23 protein-coding genes are annotated in these 20,743 nt (G+C 64.5%); 7 read left to right on the top strand and 16 right to left on the bottom strand.

Annotated features, from left to right (window positions below; genetic code table 11):
* Positions 1 to 2 precede the first annotated feature (2 nt).
* From I6N89_RS13435 to I6N89_RS13410, 6 genes are all read right to left on the bottom strand, one after another.
* Positions 3 to 866 carry an FAD binding domain-containing protein gene (locus I6N89_RS13435; protein WP_207018945.1) on the bottom strand — a complete coding sequence of 288 codons (864 nt, stop codon included), beginning with the start codon at positions 864 to 866 and terminating at the stop codon, positions 3 to 5.
* Positions 863 to 1,330, bottom strand: coding sequence for a CoxG family protein (locus I6N89_RS13430; RefSeq protein WP_207018944.1), 468 nt, complete (start codon positions 1,328 to 1,330; stop codon positions 863 to 865). The genes I6N89_RS13435 and I6N89_RS13430 overlap by 4 nt, the downstream gene beginning before the upstream one ends.
* Positions 1,331 to 1,833: 503 nt before the next feature.
* Complete coding sequence (locus I6N89_RS13425) at positions 1,834 to 2,565, bottom strand: dienelactone hydrolase family protein (protein WP_207018943.1); 732 nt, start codon at positions 2,563 to 2,565, stop codon at positions 1,834 to 1,836.
* 170 nt (positions 2,566 to 2,735) lie between these two features.
* The gene (locus I6N89_RS13420) at positions 2,736 to 3,215 is read right to left on the bottom strand and encodes a VOC family protein (RefSeq protein ID WP_076694356.1); all 480 of its coding nucleotides are present in this window, start codon (positions 3,213 to 3,215) and stop codon (positions 2,736 to 2,738) included.
* A 92-nt stretch (positions 3,216 to 3,307) separates the two neighbouring features.
* A complete protein-coding gene (locus I6N89_RS13415) occupies positions 3,308 to 3,619 on the bottom strand; it encodes a putative quinol monooxygenase (RefSeq protein WP_207018942.1) in 312 nt (103 codons plus the stop codon).
* A 25-nt stretch (positions 3,620 to 3,644) separates the two neighbouring features.
* Entirely contained in the window at positions 3,645 to 4,679 is a 1,035-nt protein-coding gene (locus tag I6N89_RS13410; protein ID WP_207018941.1) for a CDP-6-deoxy-delta-3,4-glucoseen reductase, read from the bottom strand.
* 112 nt (positions 4,680 to 4,791) lie between these two features.
* On the opposite strand from I6N89_RS13410, the gene I6N89_RS13405 reads away from it, so the two are divergent.
* Positions 4,792 to 5,739, top strand: a complete 948-nt coding sequence (locus I6N89_RS13405) for a LysR substrate-binding domain-containing protein (RefSeq protein ID WP_207018940.1) — start codon at positions 4,792 to 4,794, stop codon at positions 5,737 to 5,739.
* A gap of 97 nt (positions 5,740 to 5,836) precedes the next feature.
* Here I6N89_RS13405 and I6N89_RS13400 read toward each other — a convergent pair whose 3' ends face one another.
* The 5 genes from I6N89_RS13400 to pcaD all read right to left on the bottom strand — a co-directional run bounded on the left by I6N89_RS13400 (position 5,837) and on the right by pcaD (position 9,453).
* The gene (locus I6N89_RS13400; protein WP_207018939.1) at positions 5,837 to 6,889 is read right to left on the bottom strand and encodes a 3-carboxy-cis,cis-muconate cycloisomerase; all 1,053 of its coding nucleotides are present in this window, start codon (positions 6,887 to 6,889) and stop codon (positions 5,837 to 5,839) included.
* Between the two features lie 69 nt (positions 6,890 to 6,958).
* A complete protein-coding gene (pcaG, locus tag I6N89_RS13395) occupies positions 6,959 to 7,564 on the bottom strand; it encodes a protocatechuate 3,4-dioxygenase subunit alpha (RefSeq protein WP_207018938.1) in 606 nt (201 codons plus the stop codon).
* 1 nt (position 7,565) lies between these two features.
* Positions 7,566 to 8,294, bottom strand: coding sequence for a protocatechuate 3,4-dioxygenase subunit beta (gene pcaH / locus I6N89_RS13390; protein WP_076698633.1), 729 nt, complete (start codon positions 8,292 to 8,294; stop codon positions 7,566 to 7,568).
* Entirely contained in the window at positions 8,291 to 8,674 is a 384-nt protein-coding gene (gene pcaC / locus I6N89_RS13385; RefSeq protein ID WP_207018937.1) for a 4-carboxymuconolactone decarboxylase, read from the bottom strand. The genes pcaH and pcaC overlap by 4 nt, the downstream gene beginning before the upstream one ends.
* Positions 8,671 to 9,453, bottom strand: a complete 783-nt coding sequence (pcaD, locus tag I6N89_RS13380; protein WP_207018936.1) for a 3-oxoadipate enol-lactonase — start codon at positions 9,451 to 9,453, stop codon at positions 8,671 to 8,673. Before pcaD ends, pcaC begins: the two co-directional genes overlap by 4 nt.
* A gap of 75 nt (positions 9,454 to 9,528) precedes the next feature.
* Between pcaD and I6N89_RS13375 the strand changes: the two genes are divergently transcribed.
* Positions 9,529 to 10,446, top strand: coding sequence for a LysR substrate-binding domain-containing protein (locus I6N89_RS13375; RefSeq protein WP_207018935.1), 918 nt, complete (start codon positions 9,529 to 9,531; stop codon positions 10,444 to 10,446).
* A 5-nt stretch (positions 10,447 to 10,451) separates the two neighbouring features.
* Here the strand turns inward: I6N89_RS13375 and pcaF are convergent, their stop codons facing one another.
* From pcaF to I6N89_RS13360, 3 genes are read right to left on the bottom strand one after another with little or no spacing between them, the layout of a single operon-like run.
* Positions 10,452 to 11,651 (bottom strand): 3-oxoadipyl-CoA thiolase, encoded by a 1,200-nt coding sequence (pcaF, locus tag I6N89_RS13370; protein WP_207018934.1) that lies wholly within the window; start codon positions 11,649 to 11,651, stop codon positions 10,452 to 10,454.
* Entirely contained in the window at positions 11,651 to 12,343 is a 693-nt protein-coding gene (locus I6N89_RS13365) for a 3-oxoacid CoA-transferase subunit B (protein ID WP_328805879.1), read from the bottom strand. Before I6N89_RS13365 ends, pcaF begins: the two co-directional genes overlap by 1 nt.
* Positions 12,343 to 13,062 (bottom strand): 3-oxoacid CoA-transferase subunit A, encoded by a 720-nt coding sequence (locus I6N89_RS13360; protein WP_207018933.1) that lies wholly within the window; start codon positions 13,060 to 13,062, stop codon positions 12,343 to 12,345. Before I6N89_RS13360 ends, I6N89_RS13365 begins: the two co-directional genes overlap by 1 nt.
* Before the next feature lie 107 nt (positions 13,063 to 13,169).
* Between I6N89_RS13360 and I6N89_RS13355 the strand changes: the two genes are divergently transcribed.
* From I6N89_RS13355 to I6N89_RS13345, 3 genes are all read left to right on the top strand, one after another.
* A complete protein-coding gene (locus I6N89_RS13355; RefSeq protein WP_207018932.1) occupies positions 13,170 to 13,928 on the top strand; it encodes an IclR family transcriptional regulator domain-containing protein in 759 nt (252 codons plus the stop codon).
* 89 nt (positions 13,929 to 14,017) lie between these two features.
* Entirely contained in the window at positions 14,018 to 14,842 is an 825-nt protein-coding gene (locus I6N89_RS25470; protein ID WP_236016609.1) for a universal stress protein, read from the top strand.
* Between the two features lie 261 nt (positions 14,843 to 15,103).
* Positions 15,104 to 16,093, top strand: coding sequence for a TAXI family TRAP transporter solute-binding subunit (locus tag I6N89_RS13345; RefSeq protein ID WP_207018931.1), 990 nt, complete (start codon positions 15,104 to 15,106; stop codon positions 16,091 to 16,093).
* Positions 16,094 to 16,150: 57 nt separating this feature from the next.
* Here the strand turns inward: I6N89_RS13345 and I6N89_RS13340 are convergent, their stop codons facing one another.
* Together I6N89_RS13340 and I6N89_RS13335 are read right to left on the bottom strand one after the other, a co-directional pair.
* Positions 16,151 to 16,681, bottom strand: coding sequence for a MarR family winged helix-turn-helix transcriptional regulator (locus tag I6N89_RS13340; protein WP_236016608.1), 531 nt, complete (start codon positions 16,679 to 16,681; stop codon positions 16,151 to 16,153).
* 122 nt (positions 16,682 to 16,803) lie between these two features.
* Entirely contained in the window at positions 16,804 to 17,595 is a 792-nt protein-coding gene (locus I6N89_RS13335) for an IclR family transcriptional regulator (protein WP_207018930.1), read from the bottom strand.
* 200 nt (positions 17,596 to 17,795) lie between these two features.
* Here I6N89_RS13335 and I6N89_RS13330 point away from each other — a divergent pair, with 200 nt between their 5' ends.
* Positions 17,796 to 19,337 carry an aldehyde dehydrogenase family protein gene (locus I6N89_RS13330; protein ID WP_236016607.1) on the top strand — a complete coding sequence of 514 codons (1,542 nt, stop codon included), beginning with the start codon at positions 17,796 to 17,798 and terminating at the stop codon, positions 19,335 to 19,337.
* 199 nt (positions 19,338 to 19,536) lie between these two features.
* Positions 19,537 to 20,388, top strand: coding sequence for a carboxylating nicotinate-nucleotide diphosphorylase (nadC, locus tag I6N89_RS13325; protein ID WP_328805878.1), 852 nt, complete (start codon positions 19,537 to 19,539; stop codon positions 20,386 to 20,388).
* Positions 20,389 to 20,743: the final 355 nt, after the last annotated feature.

The raw sequence follows: 20,743 nt of genomic DNA, 5'->3' as shown, positions 1-20,743 counted from the left end.
CCTCAGGCGTTCTGGTTGGCAACCTGCTGTAGCGCGCGTTTCACGTACACCCGCACCAGCTGTGTCTTGTAGGCGGCAGAGCCGAGCTCGTCCTCGATGGTCTCGACCGACTCCGCGGCGGCGTCGGCGGCCTCGGCGATGGTCTTGTCCGAGAGGATCTGCCCGTCGATGACGGCCTCGGCCTCGGCGACACGGATGGGCTTTTCGCCCACCGCGCCGATCACCAGCCGGGTATCCCGCGCGGTATCGCCGTCGAGATCGGTGGTGAGTGCCACGCCGAGCGCCGGCCAGTCCTTGACCGCCCGCGTGGTGCATTTCAGATAGCTCGCCCGCCGCGCGTGCTGGGGCGGAATGATGACCTCCTTGATCAGCTCGTTGCCCGAGAGGATGGTTTCGTAATAGCCCGCATGCAGCTCGGCCACGGGGATGGTGCGCTCGCCCTCGGGGCTGATCGTCACCACCTGCGCGTCGAGTGCCACCAGCACCGGCGGCAGATCCATATGCGGATCGCCATGTGCCAGCGCGCCGCCGACCGTGGCGACATTGCGCACGCGGACATTCGACAGCAGTTTCATGGTCTGGCGGATCACCGGGGCAAAGCCCGCCAGCGCGTCGTCATGCTCCATGTCCGACAGGGTCGACATGGCGCCGATGCGAAAGCTGCCATCGGGCAGCAGGCCCATCTGGGAATAGCCGGGCTCGATGCGGCGCAGGCTGATGAGCTGGGTCGGATGGAACACATCCGTCTTCATCATCAGCATGAGCGCGGTGCCGCCGGACATCACGCGGATCGTCGGATCCTCGGGATCGAGCAGCGAGACCGCGCCTGCCAGGGTGTCCGGCAGGGCAAGCTCGAATGCGTTCATGCCTTGCCCCCTTCCGCGGGGGCCAGATCGAAGGCCGCGCGCAGGCGCTTGGTGAATTCCTTCTCCATCTCGCGTGCCTTCGACTTCAGCACCGGCTGGCCGATGCTGCCGAGACGCCCGGTCAGATGCGAGTCGATGGTGTATTCGATGATCGTCTCGCCATCCTGCTCGTGCAGCTCGGTAAGCGCGGTCGAGGTCAGGCGCCCGACGATGCCCGCCGGTGTGCCGGTGACCTGGGCCTCGATGAGACAGGGTTCCTCGATGCGGGTGATCTGCACCTCGACATCGAAGGCGAACCGGATATAGGCAACCCGTGTCTTGAGCACGGCGGTATAGTTCCGGTCGTCGATCTCTTTCATGTCGCTGACGCCGTCGACGCAGCTTGCAAAGAACTCGGCGTCGCGGACGGCGGCGAAAACGCGGTCGCGCGGAGCGGCGACGCTGATTTTTCCGGTAAGTTTCATTTGGCGATCACCATCTGTGCAAAGGCACGGGTGCCAGCCCGCAATGCGGCGGAATACTGCATTCTCTCCTCCCTATGTCTGTCGGCTCTACGATCCCAGCTCCCCAGGGATACATAGCACAGTATACGTTATCTTACCCTTTTCACTGGAGATACGGAAATGATGAATCTTCACCGGTGTGATGATTATTTGGAATGTTTCTAAGGGGTGCGACCTGGAGAAGGATGGCCTGACTCTTCCTTGATCGAAATTTCGGCGTTGAATTTTTAGGCTCTCTTGGTGCCGTCATTTGGATTATACCATTGATTATAAGTGTATTATCTGAGTTTTTTTGCCGCTGGAGAGCTTTTGACTTATCGGCGCATGGCGCGCTCTTCGATAGTGGCGGTCGAAGGCGACGGAAGCCATTTATGACTATTTCGCAAGATCAAACGCCAAAATTCCCCCGGCCTCGGTGGAGGAGGCCGGGGGCTTCAGGCTCTGCGATCCTGCAAAAACCGGTGTCAGGCGGTCTCGGCGAAGAAGTCGTGCATCATCCGATAGGATTTGCGGCAGAGCTTTTCGTCATACTGGGCGCCTTCGAAATTCGCCGAGGGGACGCAGAAGGAATGCACCGCGCCGCCGAACAGAACCGTCTGCCATTCGGCCCCGACATTGGTCAGCTCGGTTTCCAGCTCGGTCATCATCTCCTTGGAGGTGACAGGGTCGGCGCTGCCATGGATCGCCATCACCCGCCCCTTCACCTTGCAGGGTGTGCCCGGCACGACCGGGTTGGGGTTGGTGATGTGCAGCACGGTGAGCGCGTCGAAATCCTCGCCGGCGCGGGCCTGCTCCATGAGAAAGCCGCCGCCGGCACAGTAACCCACCGCGTATTTCGGCGTGTCGGAAGTGATGAGCCCTTGAGCCTCGGCCTCGGCCAGCATCTGATTATAGGCGGTGCCGCCGCAATCGAGCGTGAAGCCCAGATCCTTGTGAACCGCGAGCATGCCTTGGAGCAGCTGGTTGAAATCCTTGGATTCGGCGTCGTAATCGGTGCCGAACATATCCGCCAGCAGCACCACATAGCGCCCCTCGGCCAGCTCGCGCGCCTGCGCGATGGTCTCGGTGCAGACCCCGTACCAGTCGGGCTGCATGAACAGCACCGGGCGCCCGGCCGCGGCGGCGTCATCGTCGCAGACGATCAGGCCCGCATAGCTGCGCCCGCCGATCTCGTAGGGCACCTTAATTTCGATCATCGGGTCTCCTCCCCTTTTTGCTCCGGCGCTCCCCCGCCAGATGTGAGCCTAATGCATAGCAGGCTTTGTATCTAGCGGGTATCCGGCCTTTCTTCGATGCCGGACGCGCCGGCCTCCGGTCTTTTTCGACAGGGCGCCCGGCCCCAACACCGGGCGCCCCGTCTCACTGCTCAGGCATCTTCGTACTGGTCACCAAAATCGAAGGCGTCCTCGTGGACCGAGCCGCCGTCGTAATACTCGATCTCCCAGAAGTTGCCGTCGAGATCCTCAAGATAGAAAGAGTAGATCCCGTGCCGCACGATCGGGTCGGTGATGCTCTTGATCTTGTATTTGTCCTTCATCTCATGCGCGGCCTTGTGGGCCTCGTCCACGGCTTCTTTGCTTTCCACATCCAGACCCCAGTGGTTCAGGATGGTCAGCGTATTGCCGGGCTTTTCGGTCTGGATGCAGACGATGGAGAACTTCATGCCGCAGCGCGCATGCATCCCATCGGGGTTGTGACGCACGCATTCCATGCCGAGGAATTCCTCGAGAAACTTGCGCGATTCCGTGAGGTTACGGCATTCCATCGTGCCGTGGGTCATCATCAGCGGCTTGACGACAGAGTTCTGGTTGTCGGGTTTGAAAATTGGATCTGCGATTTCGAGCATGCGTAGTCTCCTCCTTGGGGTTCGCGGTCTTCAGGGTTGTGGGTGCCGGCCCGGCGTCATCTGCCGGGCCGACGGTTAGGGGTGCGCTGTCCTCATCCGTCGCTGCGCAGCGGGCGCCAGACGGTCACCTCGCGCGGCTTGGCCAGGATCTCGTCCAGAGCGGTGTTCATCGCGTCCCGGTAGGGGCGCTTGAGCTGCACATTCGTCACGTCGTCCTCGTCCGACCACGTCTCGTGCAGCAGGAACCGGTTTTCGTTCGCGGCATCCTGGCCGAGCGCGGAGGAGACGAAGCTCTCTTCGTCGCGCATGGCGTCGAGCACCGGATCGAGGGCGGCCCGAAACCGCGCCTCCTGGCCCGGCTTGATCTCGAAGCTCACCACATAGGTCACGCTTGTCTTTGCCATTTCGGCGCTCCCCCTCCGGGCCGGATCAGCTGGCTACGGCCTTGGCGAGGTCGGCTTCGGTGGTGAAGGGGTCTGCAAAGAATTCCGCATCGTCGAGCCCGTTCAGACGCGAGAACTCGTCGCGCGCGGCGTCGACCATATTGGGGTTGCCGCAGGCATAGACCTGATGGCCGGACATGTCGGGGATGTCCTCCAGCACCGCCTGATGGACAAAGCCGGTGCGGCCCGTCCAGTCGGCGCCGGGCTCGGAGACCACGGGCACGAAGTTGAAATTGCCGTGCTCTTTGGCCCAGCTCTCGGCCAATTCGCGCATATAGATGTCCTGCGCGGTACGTCCGCCCCAGTAGAGCGTCATCGGGCGGTCGATGCCCTCGGAAAGCGCGTATTCGATGATCGCCTTGATCGGCGCGAAGCCGGTGCCGCTGGCGAGGAAAACGATCGGCTTGTCGCTGTCCTCGCGCAGGAACATGGTGCCGAGCGGGCCTTCGAATTTCATGATCTCCCGCGGCTTCATGTTCGAGAAGGCGTGATCGGTGAAGGCGCCGCCGGGCGAATGCCGCAGGTGCAGCTCGATGTCGATGACCCCGTGCACGCTGGGTTTGTTGGCGATGGAATAGGAGCGGCGGCGGCCGTCCTTCAGCAGGATGTCGACATACTGGCCCGAGATGTGCCGGAACTCGGCGTTCTGAGGCAGGCGCAGATGCATGACGATGATGTCGTCGGTCAGCCGGTCGATGGCATGCACGCGGCAGGGGATGATTTTCGGCTGCTGCGCCTGAAGCTTCAGCTCTTCCGCCTCGATCACCAGATCGCTCAGCGGCGAGGCCTGGCAGAGCAGTGCAAAGCCCTCGGCCTTTTTCGATTCCGGCAGCATCGCCTCGATATATTCGCCGTAATCGACGGTGCCGCTGGTGATCTTGGCGCGGCAGGTCGCGCAGGTGCCGCGACGGCAGGAATAGGCAAGCTGATGTCCCGAGTCGAGCGCGGCGCTCAGGATGCTTTCGCCTTCTTCGACGTCGAAGGTTTTGCCGCTCGGTTGCAGCTCGACACGGTAGCTCATGGTTTTCCTCCCTTGGCGCAAGCGCCGCCTCGACGGCGCGATTGCTTAAATCTGGAACCATTCTATAATCAGCGTCCGGGAGGCTGCCAAATGACGTTAACTCATCGAGTTCATGATCAATCAGAATGATCACCGCCGCGCGCGCCGCCTGACGCCGGCGATTTCCGCACTTGCGGCTTTTGAGGCCGTGGTGCGCAACGGCAGCTTCACGGTTGCCGCCGAGGAGCTTGCGCTGACCCAGAGCGCTGTGAGCCGTCAGGTGAGCGGGCTGGAGGAGCTTCTGGGGGTCGCGCTGCTGGAAAAGAACCGTCGGCGCCAGGTGGCGGTGACAGCCTCCGGCGCCTATTACGCCGAGCAGATCAGGCAGGTGCTGACCCACCTCGCCGCCGCCACGACAGAGGCGATCACGCTGGGCGACCGGGGCGGGGTGCTGCGGCTGGGAATTCCGCCAACCTTCGGAAGCCTTTGGTTAATTCCAAGAATGCCGAGCTTTTTCCAGGCCCATCCGAATGTCACTGTGGAGTTCTCCACGCGGCTTCCCTCGCGGCCCCATTCCGGCCCGGGCGACCTGCATGCGCTGATCGATTTTACCACCGCGCCGGGGCCTGATGCGGTCTGGGAGGAGCTGATCCATCTGGAGCTTCGGGCGGTCGCAACCGAAGAGATCGCTGACGCGATCCGGCGTTCCGACAAGGGCGGGCTGGCCAATGTGCATGCGCTTTTGCACACGTCCGAACGTTCGAATTGGCTGGGGCTCTTCGGCGAGCTGCAACTGGATATCCTCCGGCAACAACCGCTGCTGACATTTGAGAATTACACCATGCTCTTGCAGGCGGCGGTGCGCGGCCTTGGCGTGGCTCTGGCGCCTAACGAGCTGATCGAAAACGATCTTTCCGCGAAGCGGCTGGTGCATGTGTCGGATCTGTCCGCCAAATCGCGCAGCGTCGGCTATCTCGTCTTCCATCAGGAGATGGGCGCCTACCCGCCCTTGGTCGCTTTTCGTGATTGGCTTCACGACACAATGGCATCCGGGCGGTCCGTTTCGCCTGACATGGACTGAGCCCAGGGGCACAAAGGCACCCTCAAGGCCTGTTCATGAGAAAACAGAATGTTTTCTGGAGCGGTTTTCGGTGCTCCGGCGCCGCGCGAGCGGTGGTTCAGCGGGAGCCGAGCCGGGTGACCGCGCCGCAGATCTCCTGCGCCCGGGCGAGCGCGGTGCCCGTGGTCATCAGCATCTGCGGAAGCACCATCCATTCAAGCGCCCAAGAGGTGCCTGAGCGTTCCTGTTCATGCACCACGGCGTGATGCATGGCCGAGACCTGCACGGCGTTGAACCGCGCCAGCGTGATCAGCAGCTCGGCGGAAACCGGGTTCTGCTTGTGCGGCATCGCCGACGAGCCACCGCCGCCCGAAAGCGCGACCTCTTCGATCCCCTGTTGCGCCATCAGCGCCACGTCCTGCCCGAACTTGCCAAGCGTTCCGGTGACGAGCGACAGAAGGCCGGCATATTCCGCCACCCCGTCGCGCATCGCGTGCCATGCCTTGCCCGTAGGGGCGAGCCCCAACGCCGCCGCGACATCCGTCACCACCGCATCGGCTTTGTCGCCGAGCGCTTTGCGGTCTCCGGAGGCCCCGCCGATCTGGACCCGTTCGACGCGTGGGCGTAGCTCGCCGAGGCGTGCGAGATGCGCGCTCAGCGGCAGGCGCCATGCCAGCAGTCGGTCGCGCACGGTCATTTCGGTCGCGGCCTGCATCCTTGTGCGGCCCATGAGCGGCGCGTCCCCGAACCGCGCGTCGAGTTCGCCGAACGCTGCGTCAAGCGCGCTGAGCCGCGCGGCGATGAGATCGGAGGCCTCGCGCAGCATCAGCACCATGGCGGTGTCGACCACGTCCTGAGAGGTGGCGCCCTTGTGTACGGCCTCGGGCGGGGCGATTGCCTTGAGCTGCTTGACGAGGCGCGGCACCGGCACGCCGTCCTGTCCCATCCCCGCAGAGATATCGGCGAAGTCGATATCGGCGTTCTCGATGGCCCGCGCCGCTGTTTCCGCCGCGCCGGGCTCGAACAGGCCGGCCTTTCCGCAGGCGCGCGACCAGGCGGCCTCGAAGGTCAGCATATGCGTCATTTGCCGCTCGGGCGCGAGGATGGCGGCCATGTCGGCATCGCCGAAGAGGCCGCCGAGCCAGAGGTGATCGAATACCGAGACGCTCATCGCAGATCTTTCCTTCGCATGACAAAAGGGGCGGTTCGCGCCGCCCCTTTCCTTATCCGTTTTGCCCGCTCACAGGTCGAGGAAAACCGTCTCGTCCTGACCTTGCAGCCGGATGTCGAAGCGGTAGGTGCCATCGCCCGTCTTCTTGGCGATCAGCGTGTTCACCCGTGGACGCTGCTCGATCCGCGCTAGCAGCGGGTCGGCACTGTTGTCCTCGTCCTCGAAATAGATCCGGGTGTTGAGCCCGATATTGATGCCCCGCGCCACGACCCAGAGCGAAATATGCGGTGCGTTCGCGACCCCGCCGCGGCCCGTATAGGCCCCGGGCTTGACCGTGCGCAGGGTGAATTCCCCGCTTTCCGCATCTGCGGCGAAGCGGCAATGCCCGGTAAAGCTGGGATCGGCGCCGTCCTGCCCCGGAAAGATGCCAGCGGCATCGCATTGCCAGGATTCGATCAGCGCGTCGCGCATCGCCCACCCGGTGCCGTCGAAGACCGAGCCGACGATCTCGATGATCTCGCCCTTGGCCTTGTTCTCGTCGACGAAGGGCGTGGTGCCGACTTCCTCGTCATAGTAGCCGCCATTGCCGGCATAGGTCGGCATCAGGCCGATATGCACGTAGGGGCCCGCGGTCTGCGATGGGGATTCCTGAAGAACGTCGAGTTTCTGGACCATCTTACATACCCTCCAGCTTGTTCTCGAACATGGTCTGGCGGCGGCCGCGCAGCACGATGTCGAATTTGTAGGCGAGGAAGTCGAGCGGGCGCGACTTCGAGAAATCCAGCGGTGCGACCAGACGGTCGAGCTGGCTGCGGTCCTTGATGGTGGCCGCGATCGGACAGTGGTCGATCAGCGGGTCGCCCTCGAAATAGAGCTGCGTGATCAGCCGCTGACCAAAGCTGTGACCGTAGACCGAGACGTGAATATGCATCGGGCGCCAGTCATTGGCGCGGTTGGGCCAGGGATAGGCGCCGGGACGCACCGTCAGGAACTCGTAATAGCCGTTGTCGTCGGTGATCGTGCGTCCGCAGCCGCCGAAATTCGGGTCGAGCGGGGCGAAATAGGTGTCTTTCTTGTGCCGGTATCGCCCGCCGGCATTGGCCTGCCAGATCTCGATCAGCGTGTTCGGCACCGGGCGGCCCATCTCGTCGAGCACGCGGCCATGCACCAGGATACGCTCGCCCACGGCGGGGGCGGCGCCCTTGGTCCAGTTCAGGATCAGGTTGTTGTCGAGCGCGCCGATCATGCCGTGACCGAAGGTCGGGCCGGTCTCTTCCGACGGGGTGCTCTCCATCGAGAGCAGCGGCAGGAAGGGCGAGCGCGCGACGCTCGTCTTGTAGCCCGGGTCATAGGGCTCGGGGTGGATCGCGCGGTTGCGCGGAATCAGCGGTCCCAGGTCAGTCATTTCTCACTCTCCTCCATTTCCGCATAGGTTTGCTTGGCCAGCTTGAGTGCGTGGTTGGCTTTCGGCACGCCGGCATAGATCGCCACATGTTGCAGCGCCTCGGCGACATCCTCCTTGGAGGCGCCGGTATTGGCGGTGGCCCGGATATGCATCGGGATCTCCTCGAAATTGCCGGTCGCCGCCAGGAGCGCGAGGGTCAGCATCGAGCGCTCGCGCCGGGTGATGCGGTCGGAGGCCCATACGGTGCCCCAGGCGCTTTCGGTGATCAGGGTCTGAAACGGCAGGTCGAATTCGGTCTTGCCGGCCTCGGCGCGGTCCACATGGGCATTGCCCAGCACCTCGCGGCGCACCTGCATGCCTTTGTCGAAGCTCTCGCTCACTGGATGGTCCTTTCCACGAATTTCGTCAGGGTGCGGGTGAAAAGCTTGGGCTGCTCGATTGCCGGTAGGTGGCCGGCGCGGTCGAACATGGTGAGATCGGCGCGGGGCAGGGCGGCGGCGAGCTTTTCCACCACCTCCGGCGGCGTCGCCTGATCGTGCTGCCCGCCGATCACCAGCGCGGGTTGGGTGACCTCGCCCAGCCGGTCGGTGATGTCGGTTCCGGCAATGGCGGCGCAGGTGGCGATATAGCCCTCCGGATCGGTGCGGGCGAGCAGGGCGCGCCACAGGGCGGCCTCGGGCGCGGCCAGCATGTCGGGGCCGAACCAGCGCGGCAGGATGCCATCGGCCATCGCCGCCATGCCGTTGGCGCGCACGCCGTCGATACGGCTCAGCCAGCCATCCGCCGGCCCAAGCATCGGTGCGGTGTTCGACAGCACAAGGCAGATCACCCGCTCCGGCGCCATCAGCGCGATATGCTGCGCGATGAGCCCGCCGATGGAACAGCCGACGATCACCGCCTTGCTCAGCCCGGCATGATCCATCGCGGCCAGCACGTCCCCGGCCAAATCGGCAATGCCGTAGCCCTGCGGCGCGGTGCCGCTCAGCCCGTGGCCGCGCTTGTCCATCCGCAGGCTCGACCAGCCCTCGGGCAGACGGGCGACGACATCGTCCCACATCCGCAGATCGGTGCCGAGCGAGTTGATGAAGACCAGCGCCGTGCCGTCACCTTCGGTGACACGCAGATGCATGCTGCCCCAGTCGCGTTTCAATGCCTGCATGAGATCCTCCTGGCGGCAATCTGGCATAAACCATGGCTTTACAAAAATACAATCTGGCGGCAAAACCATAACCAAATGAATATACCGAACGGATTGAAGCTGCGCCATCTGGAGGCGTTTCTGACCGTCGCCCAGGCGGGCACGATCTCGGCCGCCGCGCGGCTGCGCAACGTGTCGCAGCCGGCGCTGTCCAAAACCATTTCGGAGCTGGAGGCGCTGCTCGGCGCGCAGCTTTTCGAGCGCACGGGACGGCGCGCGGTGCTGACGCCCGCGGGCGAGAATTTCCGCGCCCATGCCCGCGCGTCGCTGCAAAGCCTTGAGGCCGGCGTGCGCGATCTCTCGGGGCAGGCGGCGGCGGGGCTGGTCAAGGTGGGGGTGCTGCCGACCGTGGCGGGCGGCTTCTTCCCCTCGGTGGCGCTGGCGTTTTCGCAGGCCCGTCCGGATGCGCGGATCGGCATCGTCACCGGGCCGAACCGCTACCTTCTCGACAGGCTGCGCGGCGGCAAGATTGACCTGATGGTCGGGCGCATGCCGCAGGCCGCCGACATGCCGGGCCTGTCTTTCGAATATCTCTATGACGAGCCGATCCTGCTGGTGGCGCGGGCAGGCCACCCGGCGCTGGATCTGCCGGTGGAGGAGGCGCTGCTGCGCTATCCGCTCATTCTGCCCAATCCCGGCGCGATCATCCGGCAGAACGTCAACCAGTATCTCGCGGCGATGGGGCTGTCGGACGTCGCGCCGGTCTTCGAGACGGTGGCGTTGCCGGCGGCGCTGACGCTCCTGGAGCATTCGGAGATGCTCTGGTTCATCTCGCGCGGTGTGGTGGAGCGGGAGCTGGCGCGCGGCAGCCTCGCCGCGCTCGATCTCAGATCGGAGTACATGGCGGGGGCGGTGGGGCTCACCCGCAAGTTCACCTTCGACGAGAACAGCCCCGCCGATCTTCTAGCGCGGCTGCTGCACCGGCGGGCGAAGGAGGATGCCGCCCGCCGGTGAGCGGTTCAGAGCGCTTCGAGCGCGATGGCGATGCCCTGGCCGACGCCGATGCACATGGTCGAGAGCGATTTCTCGCCCGGCTTCAGGTCGAGCATGGCGGTGCCGGTGATGCGGGCGCCCGACATGCCGAGCGGATGGCCGATGGAGATCGCGCCGCCATTGCGGTTCACGCGCGGGTCGTCATCGGCGATGCCTAGATCGCGCAGCGTGGCGAGCCCCTGCGAGGCAAAGGCCTCGTTGAGCTCGATCACCGTGAAATCCTCCTGCGTCAGCCCGAGCCGCGCCATCAGCTTCTTCGATGCCGGCGCCGGGCCAAAGCCCATGATGCGCGGCGCGACGCCGGCGGTGGCGCCGCCCAGAACGCGGGCAATGGGGCGCAACCCGTGTTTTTCCGCCGCCGCCTTGCTGGCCAGCACAAGCGCCGCCGCGCCGTCATTGACGCCCGAGGAGTTACCCGCCGTCACCGTGCCATCGGCCTTCACGAAGGTCTTGAGCTTTTGCAACGCTTCGAGCGTGGTTTCGGGGCGCGGATGCTCGTCGCGATCCACCACCAGCGGGTCGCCCTTGCGGCGCGGGATGGTCACCGCGACGATCTCTTGCGCGAGGCGGCCGTTTTCCATCGCCGCGCCGGCCTTTTGCTGCGAGCGCAGGGCAAAGGCATCCTGATCGGCGCGCGAGATGTCGAAATCCTCGGCCACGTTCTCCGCCGTCTCGGGCATGCTGTCGACGCCGTATTGCGCCTTCATCAGCGGGTTGACGAAGCGCCAGCCGATGGTGGTGTCCTCGACGCTGTTGGCGCGGGTGAAGGCGGCGGTGGCCTTGGGCATGACGAAGGGCGCGCGGCTCATGCTTTCGGCACCGCCGGCGACGATCAGCTCGGCCTCGCCGGCCTTGATGGCGCGGGCGGCGGTGATCACCGCATCCATGCCCGAGCCGCAGAGCCGGTTCATCGTCGTGCCGGGCACGGTTTCGGGATAGCCCGCGAGCAGCAGCGCCATGCGCGCCACGTTGCGGTTGTCCTCGCCGGCCTGGTTGGCGCAGCCCATGATCACCTCGTCGATGGCGGCGAGGTCCATCCCCGGGTTGCGCTCGGCCAGCGTGCGCAGCGGGATCGCCGCCAGATCGTCGGCCCGCACCGCGGACAGCGCGCCTCCGTAGCGGCCCACGGGGGTGCGGATATAGTCGCAGATATAGACATCGGTCATCACAGATCCTCCGGTACGATCAGGTCGCCGACGGGGCCGTCGGTATGCAGCGTGGCGCCGGTCACCGCCTGAAGCGCCTCCATCGAGATGGCGGGCAGTTTTTCGCGCAGCACGAAATGGCCGTCCTGAACATCCACCACTGCGAGCGAGGTATAGACGCGGGTGACGCAGCCGACGCCGGTCAGCGGGAAGGTGCAGGTCTCGACCAGCTTGGGGCCGCCATCCTTGGTGACATGGTCGGTGATCACCGCCACGCGCCTGGCGCCATGCACCAGATCCATCGCGCCGCCCACCGCGGGCACGCCCTTGGAGCCGACGCGCCAGTTGGCCAGATCGCCGTTCTGCGCGACCTGATAGGCGCCCAGCACGGCCAGGTCGAGATGCCCGCCGCGCACCATCGAAAAGCTGTCGGCATGGTGAAAGAACGACGCGCCGGGTTTCAGCGTGATCGCCTTCTTGCCGGCATTGATCAGATCCCAGTCTTCCTGCCCCGGTTCGGGGGCGGCGCCGAAGCCCAGCACGCCGTTCTCGGTGTGATAGGTCACGTCGCGGCCCTCGGGCTGGAACTTGGCGATCAGCTCGGGAAAGCCGATGCCGAGATTCACATAGGAGCCGTCCTCGATATCCTGCGCCGCGCGCCAGGCGATCTGGGCGTTCGAGAGCTTGTCTTCCATCAGGTTGAAATCGGACATCAGTAGACCACTCCCGTGCGCACGAGCACTTCTTCCTGTTGCGGTTCGGGCACCTCGACGACGGTGTCGACAAAGATGCCGGGGGTGATGACCTGCTCGGGGTCGATGCTGCCGGGCTTGCCCAGCTCGGCCACCTGCGCGACGGTCCGGTCGGCGGCCATCGCCATGAGCGGGTTGAAGTTGCGCCCGGCCAGACGGTAGGTGAGGTTGCCCATCGGGTCGCCCTTCTGGCCCTTGATCAGCGCGACATCGGCCTTGAGCCAGCGCTCGCGCACATACATCTTGCCGTCGAATTCCTCGGTCGGTTTGCCCTCGGCCAGCTCGGTGCCGTAGCTCGACGGCGTGTAGAAGGCCGGGATGCCGGCGCCGGCGGCGCGGATGCGTTCGGCCAGCGTGCCCTGCGGCACCAGCTCCAGCTCGATCTCGCCGGCGAGGTATTTCTCGTTGAACGCCTCGGCATTGGACGAGCGCGGGAAGGAGCAGACCATCTTTGCGACCATGCCCGCCTTGATCATCGCGGCGATGCCGATGGATCCGTTGCCGGCATTGTTGTTGATGACGGTGAGGTTCTTCGGGCTGCCGGTGGCGCGAAAGCGGTCGATCAGCGCGTGGATCAGCTCGATCGGCGCGCCGGAGCCGCCGAAACCGCCGATCATCACCCGGGCGCCGTCGGGGATCGACGCGACCGCCTCGGCCGTGGTGGACGTGACTTTGTTCATATAAGGTCCTCCATTTCTGCCGCCGGAATACTGCCGCTGCGGGCAGGGGGGCGAGTCCAATTGTTCATATATTGAGATTTGTTCACATTGTGGCTAATTCTGTTCGCATGTCGAACAAACCCACCGATTACATCGCCTCGCTGGCAAAGGGGCTCCGGGTGATCGAGGCCTTTGGTAGCGACACGCCGCGCCTTTCCATCTCCGAAGCCTCCGTCGCGAGCGGGCTCGACCGTGCCACCGCGCGGCGGGTGCTGCTGACCCTGCACCGCGAGGGCTATGCGGATTACGACGGCAAGTTCTTTACGCTGACGCCGCGTGTTCTGCGTCTGGGCGTGGCGGCGCTGGCCTCGCTGCCGCTGTCGCAGATCGTGCAGCCCTGGCTCGACCAGCTCTCGGAGCAGATCGGCCAAAGCTGTTCGGTGGCGCTGCTGGACGAGACCGAGATCGTCTATATCGCCCGCGCCGCGCAAAAACGGGTGATGTCCATCGGGCTGATGCCCGGATCGCGGCTGCCGGCATGCAGCACCTCGATGGGCCGGGTGCTGCTGGCGGCGCTGCCGCGCGATGAGGCGCGGGCGCGGGTCGAGGCCTCGGACCTGTCGCCGCGCACCGCCTTTGCCATCTCCGATCCCGAGGAGATCATGGCGCGGATCGACGCGGCGTGCAGCCAGGGCTATGCGATCATCGACCAGGAAATCGAGATCGGGCTGCGCTCGATCGCCGTGCCGCTGATCGACCGGCACGACCGCGTCGTCGCGGCGCTCAACACCGGCATGGCGGCCAGCGCCGGCAATGCCGAGCAGATGGTGGAGACCTATCTGCCGAGGTTGCTGAAGGTGCAGGCGGGGCTCAAGCGGTTGATATAGGGGCAGTTTCGCAGGGTGTCCAAATAATAATAGACATCTAATAATATTCGCGTTACCCAATATCGAGCCCTGTGCAACGCGAGCGAACCATGAGCATCAAGAATATCCTGCTGGCGCATACGGGAAGCGCCGCCTTCCCCGGAAGCCTCCGTCACGCGGTGCAGATCGCCAAACGGCACGACGCCTGGCTGACCGGGATGTATAGCGGTGCCACGTCCTATTTCGACCAGATCCTGAGGCTGAGCGAGGATCTGCGCCTGAGGCTGAAGGATGCCGAGCGCGAAAAGGTCGCGGATCTGCGCGATACCTTCGATAAGGAAGCCGCCGCCGCCGGTATCGGCGAGCGCTGTGAATTTGTCATGCCCGACGTGATCGGGCGCTCCGCACCGTCCGAGATCGCGCGGAACTTCGATTTTGTGGTGACCGGGTTCCACCCGAAGTTGCCGATGGACGAATACCGTGCGGTCAACCCCGACATCATCGCGCTGCGCAGCGGGCGCCCGGTGCTTGTCGTGCCCGATGGCTACGAGGCCGACAGCATGGCCAGCCACGCGCTGGTCGCCTGGGACGGGAAACGCTCGGCGGCGCGGGCGGTGAACGATGCGATGGCGGTGCTCGAACGCAAGCCGCGCAAGGTGTCGATCCTGACAGTGGGCAATGTGCTCGACGATCTGCCTTCCGCCAAGTGGATCATGTCGCATCTCGAACGGCACGGGGTCGATGCCGAGCATATCCCGCTGGCCCGCCCCGAGCGCAGCATTGCCGAAATCATCCAGTCCACCGCTGACGAGATCGGTGCGAAGCTGGTGGTGATGGGCGCCTATGAGCACAGCAAGTTCTCGCAGGACATGTTCGGCGGCGTCACGCACCATGTGCTGCGCAGCATCAAGATCCCGGTTTTCATGTCTCACTGAGTCGCTGCGGGCGAACTGGGTGGTCCGGCGCTGCGACGACCAGCGGGAGTCGTGCTTGAACGCAAGAGCGCGCCGGCAGAGGGACGGGGCACTCTTGCTGCGTTTTTTCGATCTATCTACCTGAATTTATTTGTGAATATCGCTCCAACTTGGTCGTTGACTGGTTGATGGGGTGAAGATATAAAAAGGATGTAACATAGATATCTAATGTTAGAGATCTTATCATGCGATGTCTGTGCTGCGTTTGAGAGGGAGGACTACATGAAAACCAAAGTAGCAACGTTTCTTGCTGCCATCGGCATCTGTGTCATGGGCAGCGGAGCCACTGCGGAAAGCCTCAATGTCACGCTGTCCGGGGGGAACCCGTCGGGGCTCTGGTCGCTGCTGGGCGCGGGGATCGACCGGGCGGTAAAGACGTCGGATTCCGATGGGGTCGTCACGTACCAGGCGACCGGTGGCGGGTTTGCGAATATCGCCCTGCTGTCGGGCAACCGCACCGACCTGGGCCTGGCCCACGATGCCGAAGTCAAGCTGGCGCTCGACGGCGAAGATCCGTTCAAGGGTCCGATCACCGGGCTTCAGGCAATCGGCTACATGTATAATTGGGCGCCGATGCATTTCTTCCTGCGGAAATCCATCGCCGACGAATACGATATCGACAGCCTCGACGATCTGGCGAAATCCGGCGCCGCGATCCGCGTCGGCAACAACAACGCCGGCAATATCGTGGCCAATATCACAACCTACATTCTCGACGAGGTGGGCTTTGACGAAGAGACCATCGAGGGCAATGGCGGCGTCATGGTGCGCGGCGGTTCTGCGCAGCAGGCCGACCTGATGACCGACGGCCGGATCGACATGGTGATCAACGGCATCTTTGTCGGTCACTCGTCCTTCCTGAGCGTCGACAAGAACGCCGATGTGGTGCTGCTCGATATCCCGCAGGAGATCATCGAGAAGACCAACGAAAAATTCGGCACCGTGTCTTACGAGATCCCGGGCGGCAGCTATACCAACCAGGCCGAGCCCATCGACACGCTCGCCCTGGGCGCGCTGCTGGTCACCACCGACACGATGCCCGAGGAAACCGCCTATACGCTGGCCAAGGATATCGCCACGAATATCGACGAGATCCGTTCGGTTCACAGTGCGATGAAACAGCTCACGCCCGAGCTTCTGGTGTCGCAAAAGACGCTGCCGTTCCATCCCGGCGCAAAGCGGGCCTACGAGGAGCTGGGTCTTCTGAAGTAAGGGCCTTTCCGGAGAAACAGCAGCCGGCGCGCGGGAAACCGGGCGCCGGTTTTCTGTTTATTCCGCTGCGCTCTTGCCCTTGGTCGGCGGCATGCGCATGCCGCGCCGCGCCGCGTCCGCCTCGTCCTGTTCGAGGTTGCGGATCATCGTGGCCAGCGCTTTGCGCAGGATATGCTGCTCGTCCTCGGTGAGCCCCGCGACAGCCAGATCATTGGCCTCGACGGCCAGCGGCTCGAGCTGGTCGCGCAGCTCCCAGCCGCGCTCGGTCAGGAAGGCGTGCTGGCGGCGTTTGTTGCCCTCGATGTTCCGGCGCACGATATAGCCCAGTTCCTCCATGCGGAGCAGGGCGGTGTGCGCGGTCGGCTCGGTCAGATGCGCGCGTTCGCTCAGTTCGCGCTGCGACAGCCCGTCCTCGTTCCAAAGGATGCGCAGAAAGATCCATTGCCCGAAGGTCACGTTCTGGGTGTTCAGGCGGATCTGGAGCGAGCGGTTGAAGCCGCGCGCGGCGAGGCGTACGAGCCGCGCCAGGCGTTCTTCGCTTCGGGGCGACTCGATGGATGGGCCGGGGCATGTCGACTGTTCGTTCATTAGGTGACTAAATCAATAAAGAACGATTTTGCCAAGAGCTTGCGGCACCATCCACGCACTCGGCATTGGCGCTTTTCTGCTCGCTGTGGTTGTGGGCAATGGCGGTGCGGCGCCGGCGGAGCTCAGCCCGCCCGCGCGCCGAGCATTTCCGAGATCCGCTGCGCGGTGTCGCGGAGCTTCATCGAGACCGGACTGTCTGCATCGGTCGAAATCATGCCCGTGATGCCCACCACCGTCACCACGGCGACCACCGAATTGGTACGGTCGAAGATCGGGCAACTCAGCGACGCGATGGCGGGCACCACCAGGCCGACCGCAGCCGCGATGCCGGTCTCGCGCACAGGTTGCAGGATGCGCTCGACATCCGCGCGTTTCTCGATCCCCGCCGCCGCCAGCGCGGGGGCATTCTCGGCCAGCTCCTTTTCGATCAGCGGCTCGACCTTCTCCGCCGGCAGATGCGCGGCAAAGACGCGGCCGTTCGACGACGTCAGCAGCGGCAGAACAGAGCCTACATTTACCGTGATGTTCACCGGTGCGTTGCTCGGCACCCAGCGCACGAGCGTCGCGCCGAAATTGCCCCAGACCGAAAGCGAGGTGGTCTCGCCGGTTTCTTCGCGGAGGGCGACCATCAGCGGATAGGCCAGCTCCACAACGTCGAGCCTCCGGATCGCCGCCAGCCCGAGGTCGAGAGAGAGCGGCCCGAGATCGTAGAGTCCGGTGGTTTCGCTCTGTCTGATTAGCCCGGTTTCGATAAAGCCCGCGAGGTAACGGTGAGCCTTCGCCGGGGCCATATCGGCGACCTTGGCGATGGCCGAGAGCGACATCGCATCGTTCTGGCGGGCAAGGGCCTCCAGAAGCCGGGCGCCGACGACGACGGATTGAACGCTTTGGCGAGAGCTGGCTTTTCCTTCCACGCGGCTTTCCTTTTGTTCTTTTTTCGACGGCGTCAGGCTGACCTTTCCGCTCTGGACCGCGGTGCCGCCATGTCTTCGGAGGGAGGTTTTCGCACCGGTATTAAGTCCTGCACATGATGGGTGCGCGTGGTCAAGCCCTCCGCGCGACTGCGATTGACCGGACACCTCTCGGGGGCGGTCATGAGAAAAGATGCGGCTGCTTGACATCTATTAGAGATCTAAGTTATTTCGAAGTCAACGACGGATGGGAGGAAGCTATCGTGCCGGACAGTTTGAATTTCGATATCGAACAGGTGCTGCCGCAGCACGCCGATCTCTATTTCGGCGGTGCCTGGCACAAGCCGTTGGGCGGAGTTTATGACGACACGCTGAACCCGGCGACGGGGCGGGTGCTGACCCCGGTGGCGACCGCCGGGCGCGACGATGTCGACGCCGCCGTCGCCGCCGCGCGCAAGGGCTTTCTGGAATGGCGCGATGTGCCGCCGCTGGAGCGTGCGCGCATCCTGAAGGAAATCGCCGCCCTGCTGCGCAAGCATGGCGACGAGCTGGCGATGATCGACTCGGCCAATTGCGGCAACCCCTATACCGAGATGCGCGGCGACGCCGCCATTGCCGCCGCGCAGATGGATCTCTTTGCCGGTCTCGTCACCGAGATGAAGGGTGACACCATTCCGATGGGCGCCGAACGGGTGAACATGACCCTGCGCGAGCCGCTGGGTGTGGTGGCGCGGATCCTCGCCTTCAACCACCCGTTCATGTTCTGCGGCGGCAAGATGGCGGCGCCGCTGGCGGCGGGCAATTCGGTGATCATCAAGCCGCCGGTGCAGGCGCCGCTCTCGGCGCTGCGGCTGGCGGAGATCGTCGACGGGCTGCTGCCCAAGGGCGTGTTCAGCGTGCTGCCGGGCGGCGTCGAGGCCGGTGCAGGGCTGGCGGAGCACCCGGACGTGGCCAAGGTCACGCTGATCGGCTCGGTGCCCGCCGGGCGCGCGGTGATGAAAAGCGCCAGCGCGACGGTCAAGCCGGTGCTGCTGGAGCTTGGCGGCAAGAACGCCCTGATCGCCTATCCCGACAGCAAGCCCGAAAAGATCGCCGACGCGCTTGTCGCCGGGATGAATTTCGGCTGGTGCGGCCAGTCCTGCGGCTCGACCAGCCGCGCGTTCCTGCACGAGGATATCCACGACGAAGTGCTATCCTATGTGGCCGACAAGATCGCGCGCTACAAGCCGGGCATTCCCACCGATCCCGAGACCACCATGGGCGCCATCGTCAGCCGCACCCAGTTCGACCGGGTGATGGGTTATATCGAGAGCGCCAAGAGCGAGGGCGCCCGCGCCGTCACCGGCGGCCATGCGGTTACCGAGGGCGATCTTGCAGATGGGTGCTTCATCGCGCCGACGATCTTTGCCGATGTGACCCCCGAGATGACCATCGCCCGCGAAGAGATCTTCGGCCCGGTGCTCGCCGTGCGCAAATGGCGCGAAGAGAGCGCCATGCTGGAGGAGGTCAACGGGCTGGAGCTTGGCCTCACCTGCGCGATCTGGACGCGCGACCTGGTCACCGCCCACCGCGCCGCGTCGCGGGTCGAGGCGGGCTTTGTCTGGATCAACGAGGTCGGGCGGCATTTTCTCGGGGCACCCTTCGGCGGCGTCAAGCAGTCGGGCATCGGACGCGAGGAGGGCATCGGCGAGCTGATCTCCTTCACCCACGAGAAGAACGTCCACATCAACCTGGCCGGTCAATAACCACCGCGCGGCACGGGGCCGGACGGCTCCGTCCCGCAACACCGGGCAGGCGCGGGGATCGGGGGGAGCGGTGCGCGGCCCCGACAGATGCCGTCTGCCCGCCATATGGCAGGCGCTACATCGAACGTCCCCGCCTTCCGGCCAAGGTTCCGAAGGTTCGGTGCGGGGGCCGCAGCTACCCAACCAAGAGGACTTTTCCGTGCCGAATTTCGAACCCGTCCCCGACATCATTCTCGAACCCGCGATCCGCAACGCGATCATGGAAGATCTAGGTGCCGGCGGCGATGTGACCACGCGCTCGGTGTTGCCGGCGGGTCGCCAGTACCGCGCCAGCCTGAACGCACGGCAGGAGGCGGTGGTCTCCGGCATGCAGGCCGCAGCGTTGGCCTTCCGGCTGATCGACCCGAGCCTTGAGATCGAGATCGAGATCCTCGACGGCACCGCCTGCAAACCCGGCGACCGGCTGATGAGCATCAACGGCAATGCCGCCTCCATCCTCGCGGCGGAACGGGTCGCGCTGAACTTCGCCGGTCGCCTTTCGGGCACCGCCACGCTGACGAACTCTTATGTCCGCGCCGTCGAGGGCACCGGCACGCGGATCACCTGCACTCGCAAGACCACGCCGGGCCTGAAGATCCTGGAAAAGCTCGCGGTGCTGCATGGCGGCGGCTTCAACCACCGCTTCTCGCTCTCGGACGCGATCCTGATCAAGGACAACCACATCGCGGCGGCGGGCGGTGTGCGCCCGGTGCTGGAGGCCGTCCAGCGCAATGTCGGCCATATGGTGGTGGTCGAGATCGAAATCGACGGTCTGGAGCAGCTCGACGCAGTGCTGGAGGTCGGCGGCGCGGCGGCGGTGCTGTTCGACAATATGACCACCGAGGACATGGCCGAGGCGGTGCGCCGGATCGGCGGCCGCATGAAGACCGAAGCCAGCGGTAATGTCCGTCTCGACCGGCTGGCCGAGATCGCCGCGACGGGGGTCGATTACATCTCTTCCGGCGCGCTGACGCATTCGGCGGGCACCGTCGATCTCGGGCTGGATTTCTGAGGCGCCGGGGCGGGGAGACGGGCATGGAGACAGTCCGGCACATATCCCTGCAAGGGGGCGGCACCGCCGCCCTCTCACCCGTTACGCGAAAATCGAACAAGAGCGTAACCGCCATGGCAGGAGCTGCGGTCGCGGCGGGCGGCGGTGTCGCCCTCGCGCGGCTGTGGCCTTCGCCTTTGAGTAAAGTAACTGTTTTCCAGAGGGTTATCGCCTCCCCGATCCTCTCTGGCGCGGCTTTTGCCGCAGACCCGATACATGTTTTCTGCGTCTCTCCCCGGCGACTCCGGTTGACCGAAATTATGAAATATGGAATCAAGTTACGAAATGGGAAACGCAGACGTTCGGGGAGGACAAT

Origin of the sequence: Salipiger abyssi (assembly GCF_017311415.1) — a bacterium.
Lineage (GTDB): Bacteria > Pseudomonadota > Alphaproteobacteria > Rhodobacterales > Rhodobacteraceae > Salipiger > Salipiger abyssi_A.
Note: the sequence above shows the minus strand (reverse complement) of the source record. Positions and strands in the feature narration are given on the sequence as shown.

Excerpts from the sequence above, each read along its gene's own strand:
- I6N89_RS13435 (WP_207018945.1), bottom strand. The coding sequence starts at position 866 with ATGAACGCATTCGAGCTTGCCCTGCCGGACACCCTGGCAGGCGCGGTC.
- I6N89_RS13430 (WP_207018944.1), bottom strand. The coding sequence starts at position 1,330 with ATGAAACTTACCGGAAAAATCAGCGTCGCCGCTCCGCGCGACCGCGTT.
- I6N89_RS13425 (WP_207018943.1), bottom strand. The coding sequence starts at position 2,565 with ATGATCGAAATTAAGGTGCCCTACGAGATCGGCGGGCGCAGCTATGCG.
- I6N89_RS13420 (WP_076694356.1), bottom strand. The coding sequence starts at position 3,215 with ATGCTCGAAATCGCAGATCCAATTTTCAAACCCGACAACCAGAACTCT.
- I6N89_RS13415 (WP_207018942.1), bottom strand. The coding sequence starts at position 3,619 with ATGGCAAAGACAAGCGTGACCTATGTGGTGAGCTTCGAGATCAAGCCG.
- I6N89_RS13410 (WP_207018941.1), bottom strand. The coding sequence starts at position 4,679 with ATGAGCTACCGTGTCGAGCTGCAACCGAGCGGCAAAACCTTCGACGTC.
- I6N89_RS13405 (WP_207018940.1), top strand. The coding sequence starts at position 4,792 with ATGATCAATCAGAATGATCACCGCCGCGCGCGCCGCCTGACGCCGGCG.
- I6N89_RS13400 (WP_207018939.1), bottom strand. The coding sequence starts at position 6,889 with ATGAGCGTCTCGGTATTCGATCACCTCTGGCTCGGCGGCCTCTTCGGC.
- pcaG (WP_207018938.1), bottom strand. The coding sequence starts at position 7,564 with ATGGTCCAGAAACTCGACGTTCTTCAGGAATCCCCATCGCAGACCGCG.
- pcaH (WP_076698633.1), bottom strand. The coding sequence starts at position 8,294 with ATGACTGACCTGGGACCGCTGATTCCGCGCAACCGCGCGATCCACCCC.
- pcaD (WP_207018936.1), bottom strand. The coding sequence starts at position 9,453 with ATGCAGGCATTGAAACGCGACTGGGGCAGCATGCATCTGCGTGTCACC.
- I6N89_RS13375 (WP_207018935.1), top strand. The coding sequence starts at position 9,529 with ATGAATATACCGAACGGATTGAAGCTGCGCCATCTGGAGGCGTTTCTG.
- pcaF (WP_207018934.1), bottom strand. The coding sequence starts at position 11,651 with ATGACCGATGTCTATATCTGCGACTATATCCGCACCCCCGTGGGCCGC.
- I6N89_RS13365 (WP_328805879.1), bottom strand. The coding sequence starts at position 12,343 with ATGTCCGATTTCAACCTGATGGAAGACAAGCTCTCGAACGCCCAGATC.
- I6N89_RS13360 (WP_207018933.1), bottom strand. The coding sequence starts at position 13,062 with ATGAACAAAGTCACGTCCACCACGGCCGAGGCGGTCGCGTCGATCCCC.
- I6N89_RS13355 (WP_207018932.1), top strand. The coding sequence starts at position 13,170 with ATGTCGAACAAACCCACCGATTACATCGCCTCGCTGGCAAAGGGGCTC.
- I6N89_RS25470 (WP_236016609.1), top strand. The coding sequence starts at position 14,018 with ATGAGCATCAAGAATATCCTGCTGGCGCATACGGGAAGCGCCGCCTTC.
- I6N89_RS13345 (WP_207018931.1), top strand. The coding sequence starts at position 15,104 with ATGAAAACCAAAGTAGCAACGTTTCTTGCTGCCATCGGCATCTGTGTC.
- I6N89_RS13340 (WP_236016608.1), bottom strand. The coding sequence starts at position 16,681 with ATGAACGAACAGTCGACATGCCCCGGCCCATCCATCGAGTCGCCCCGA.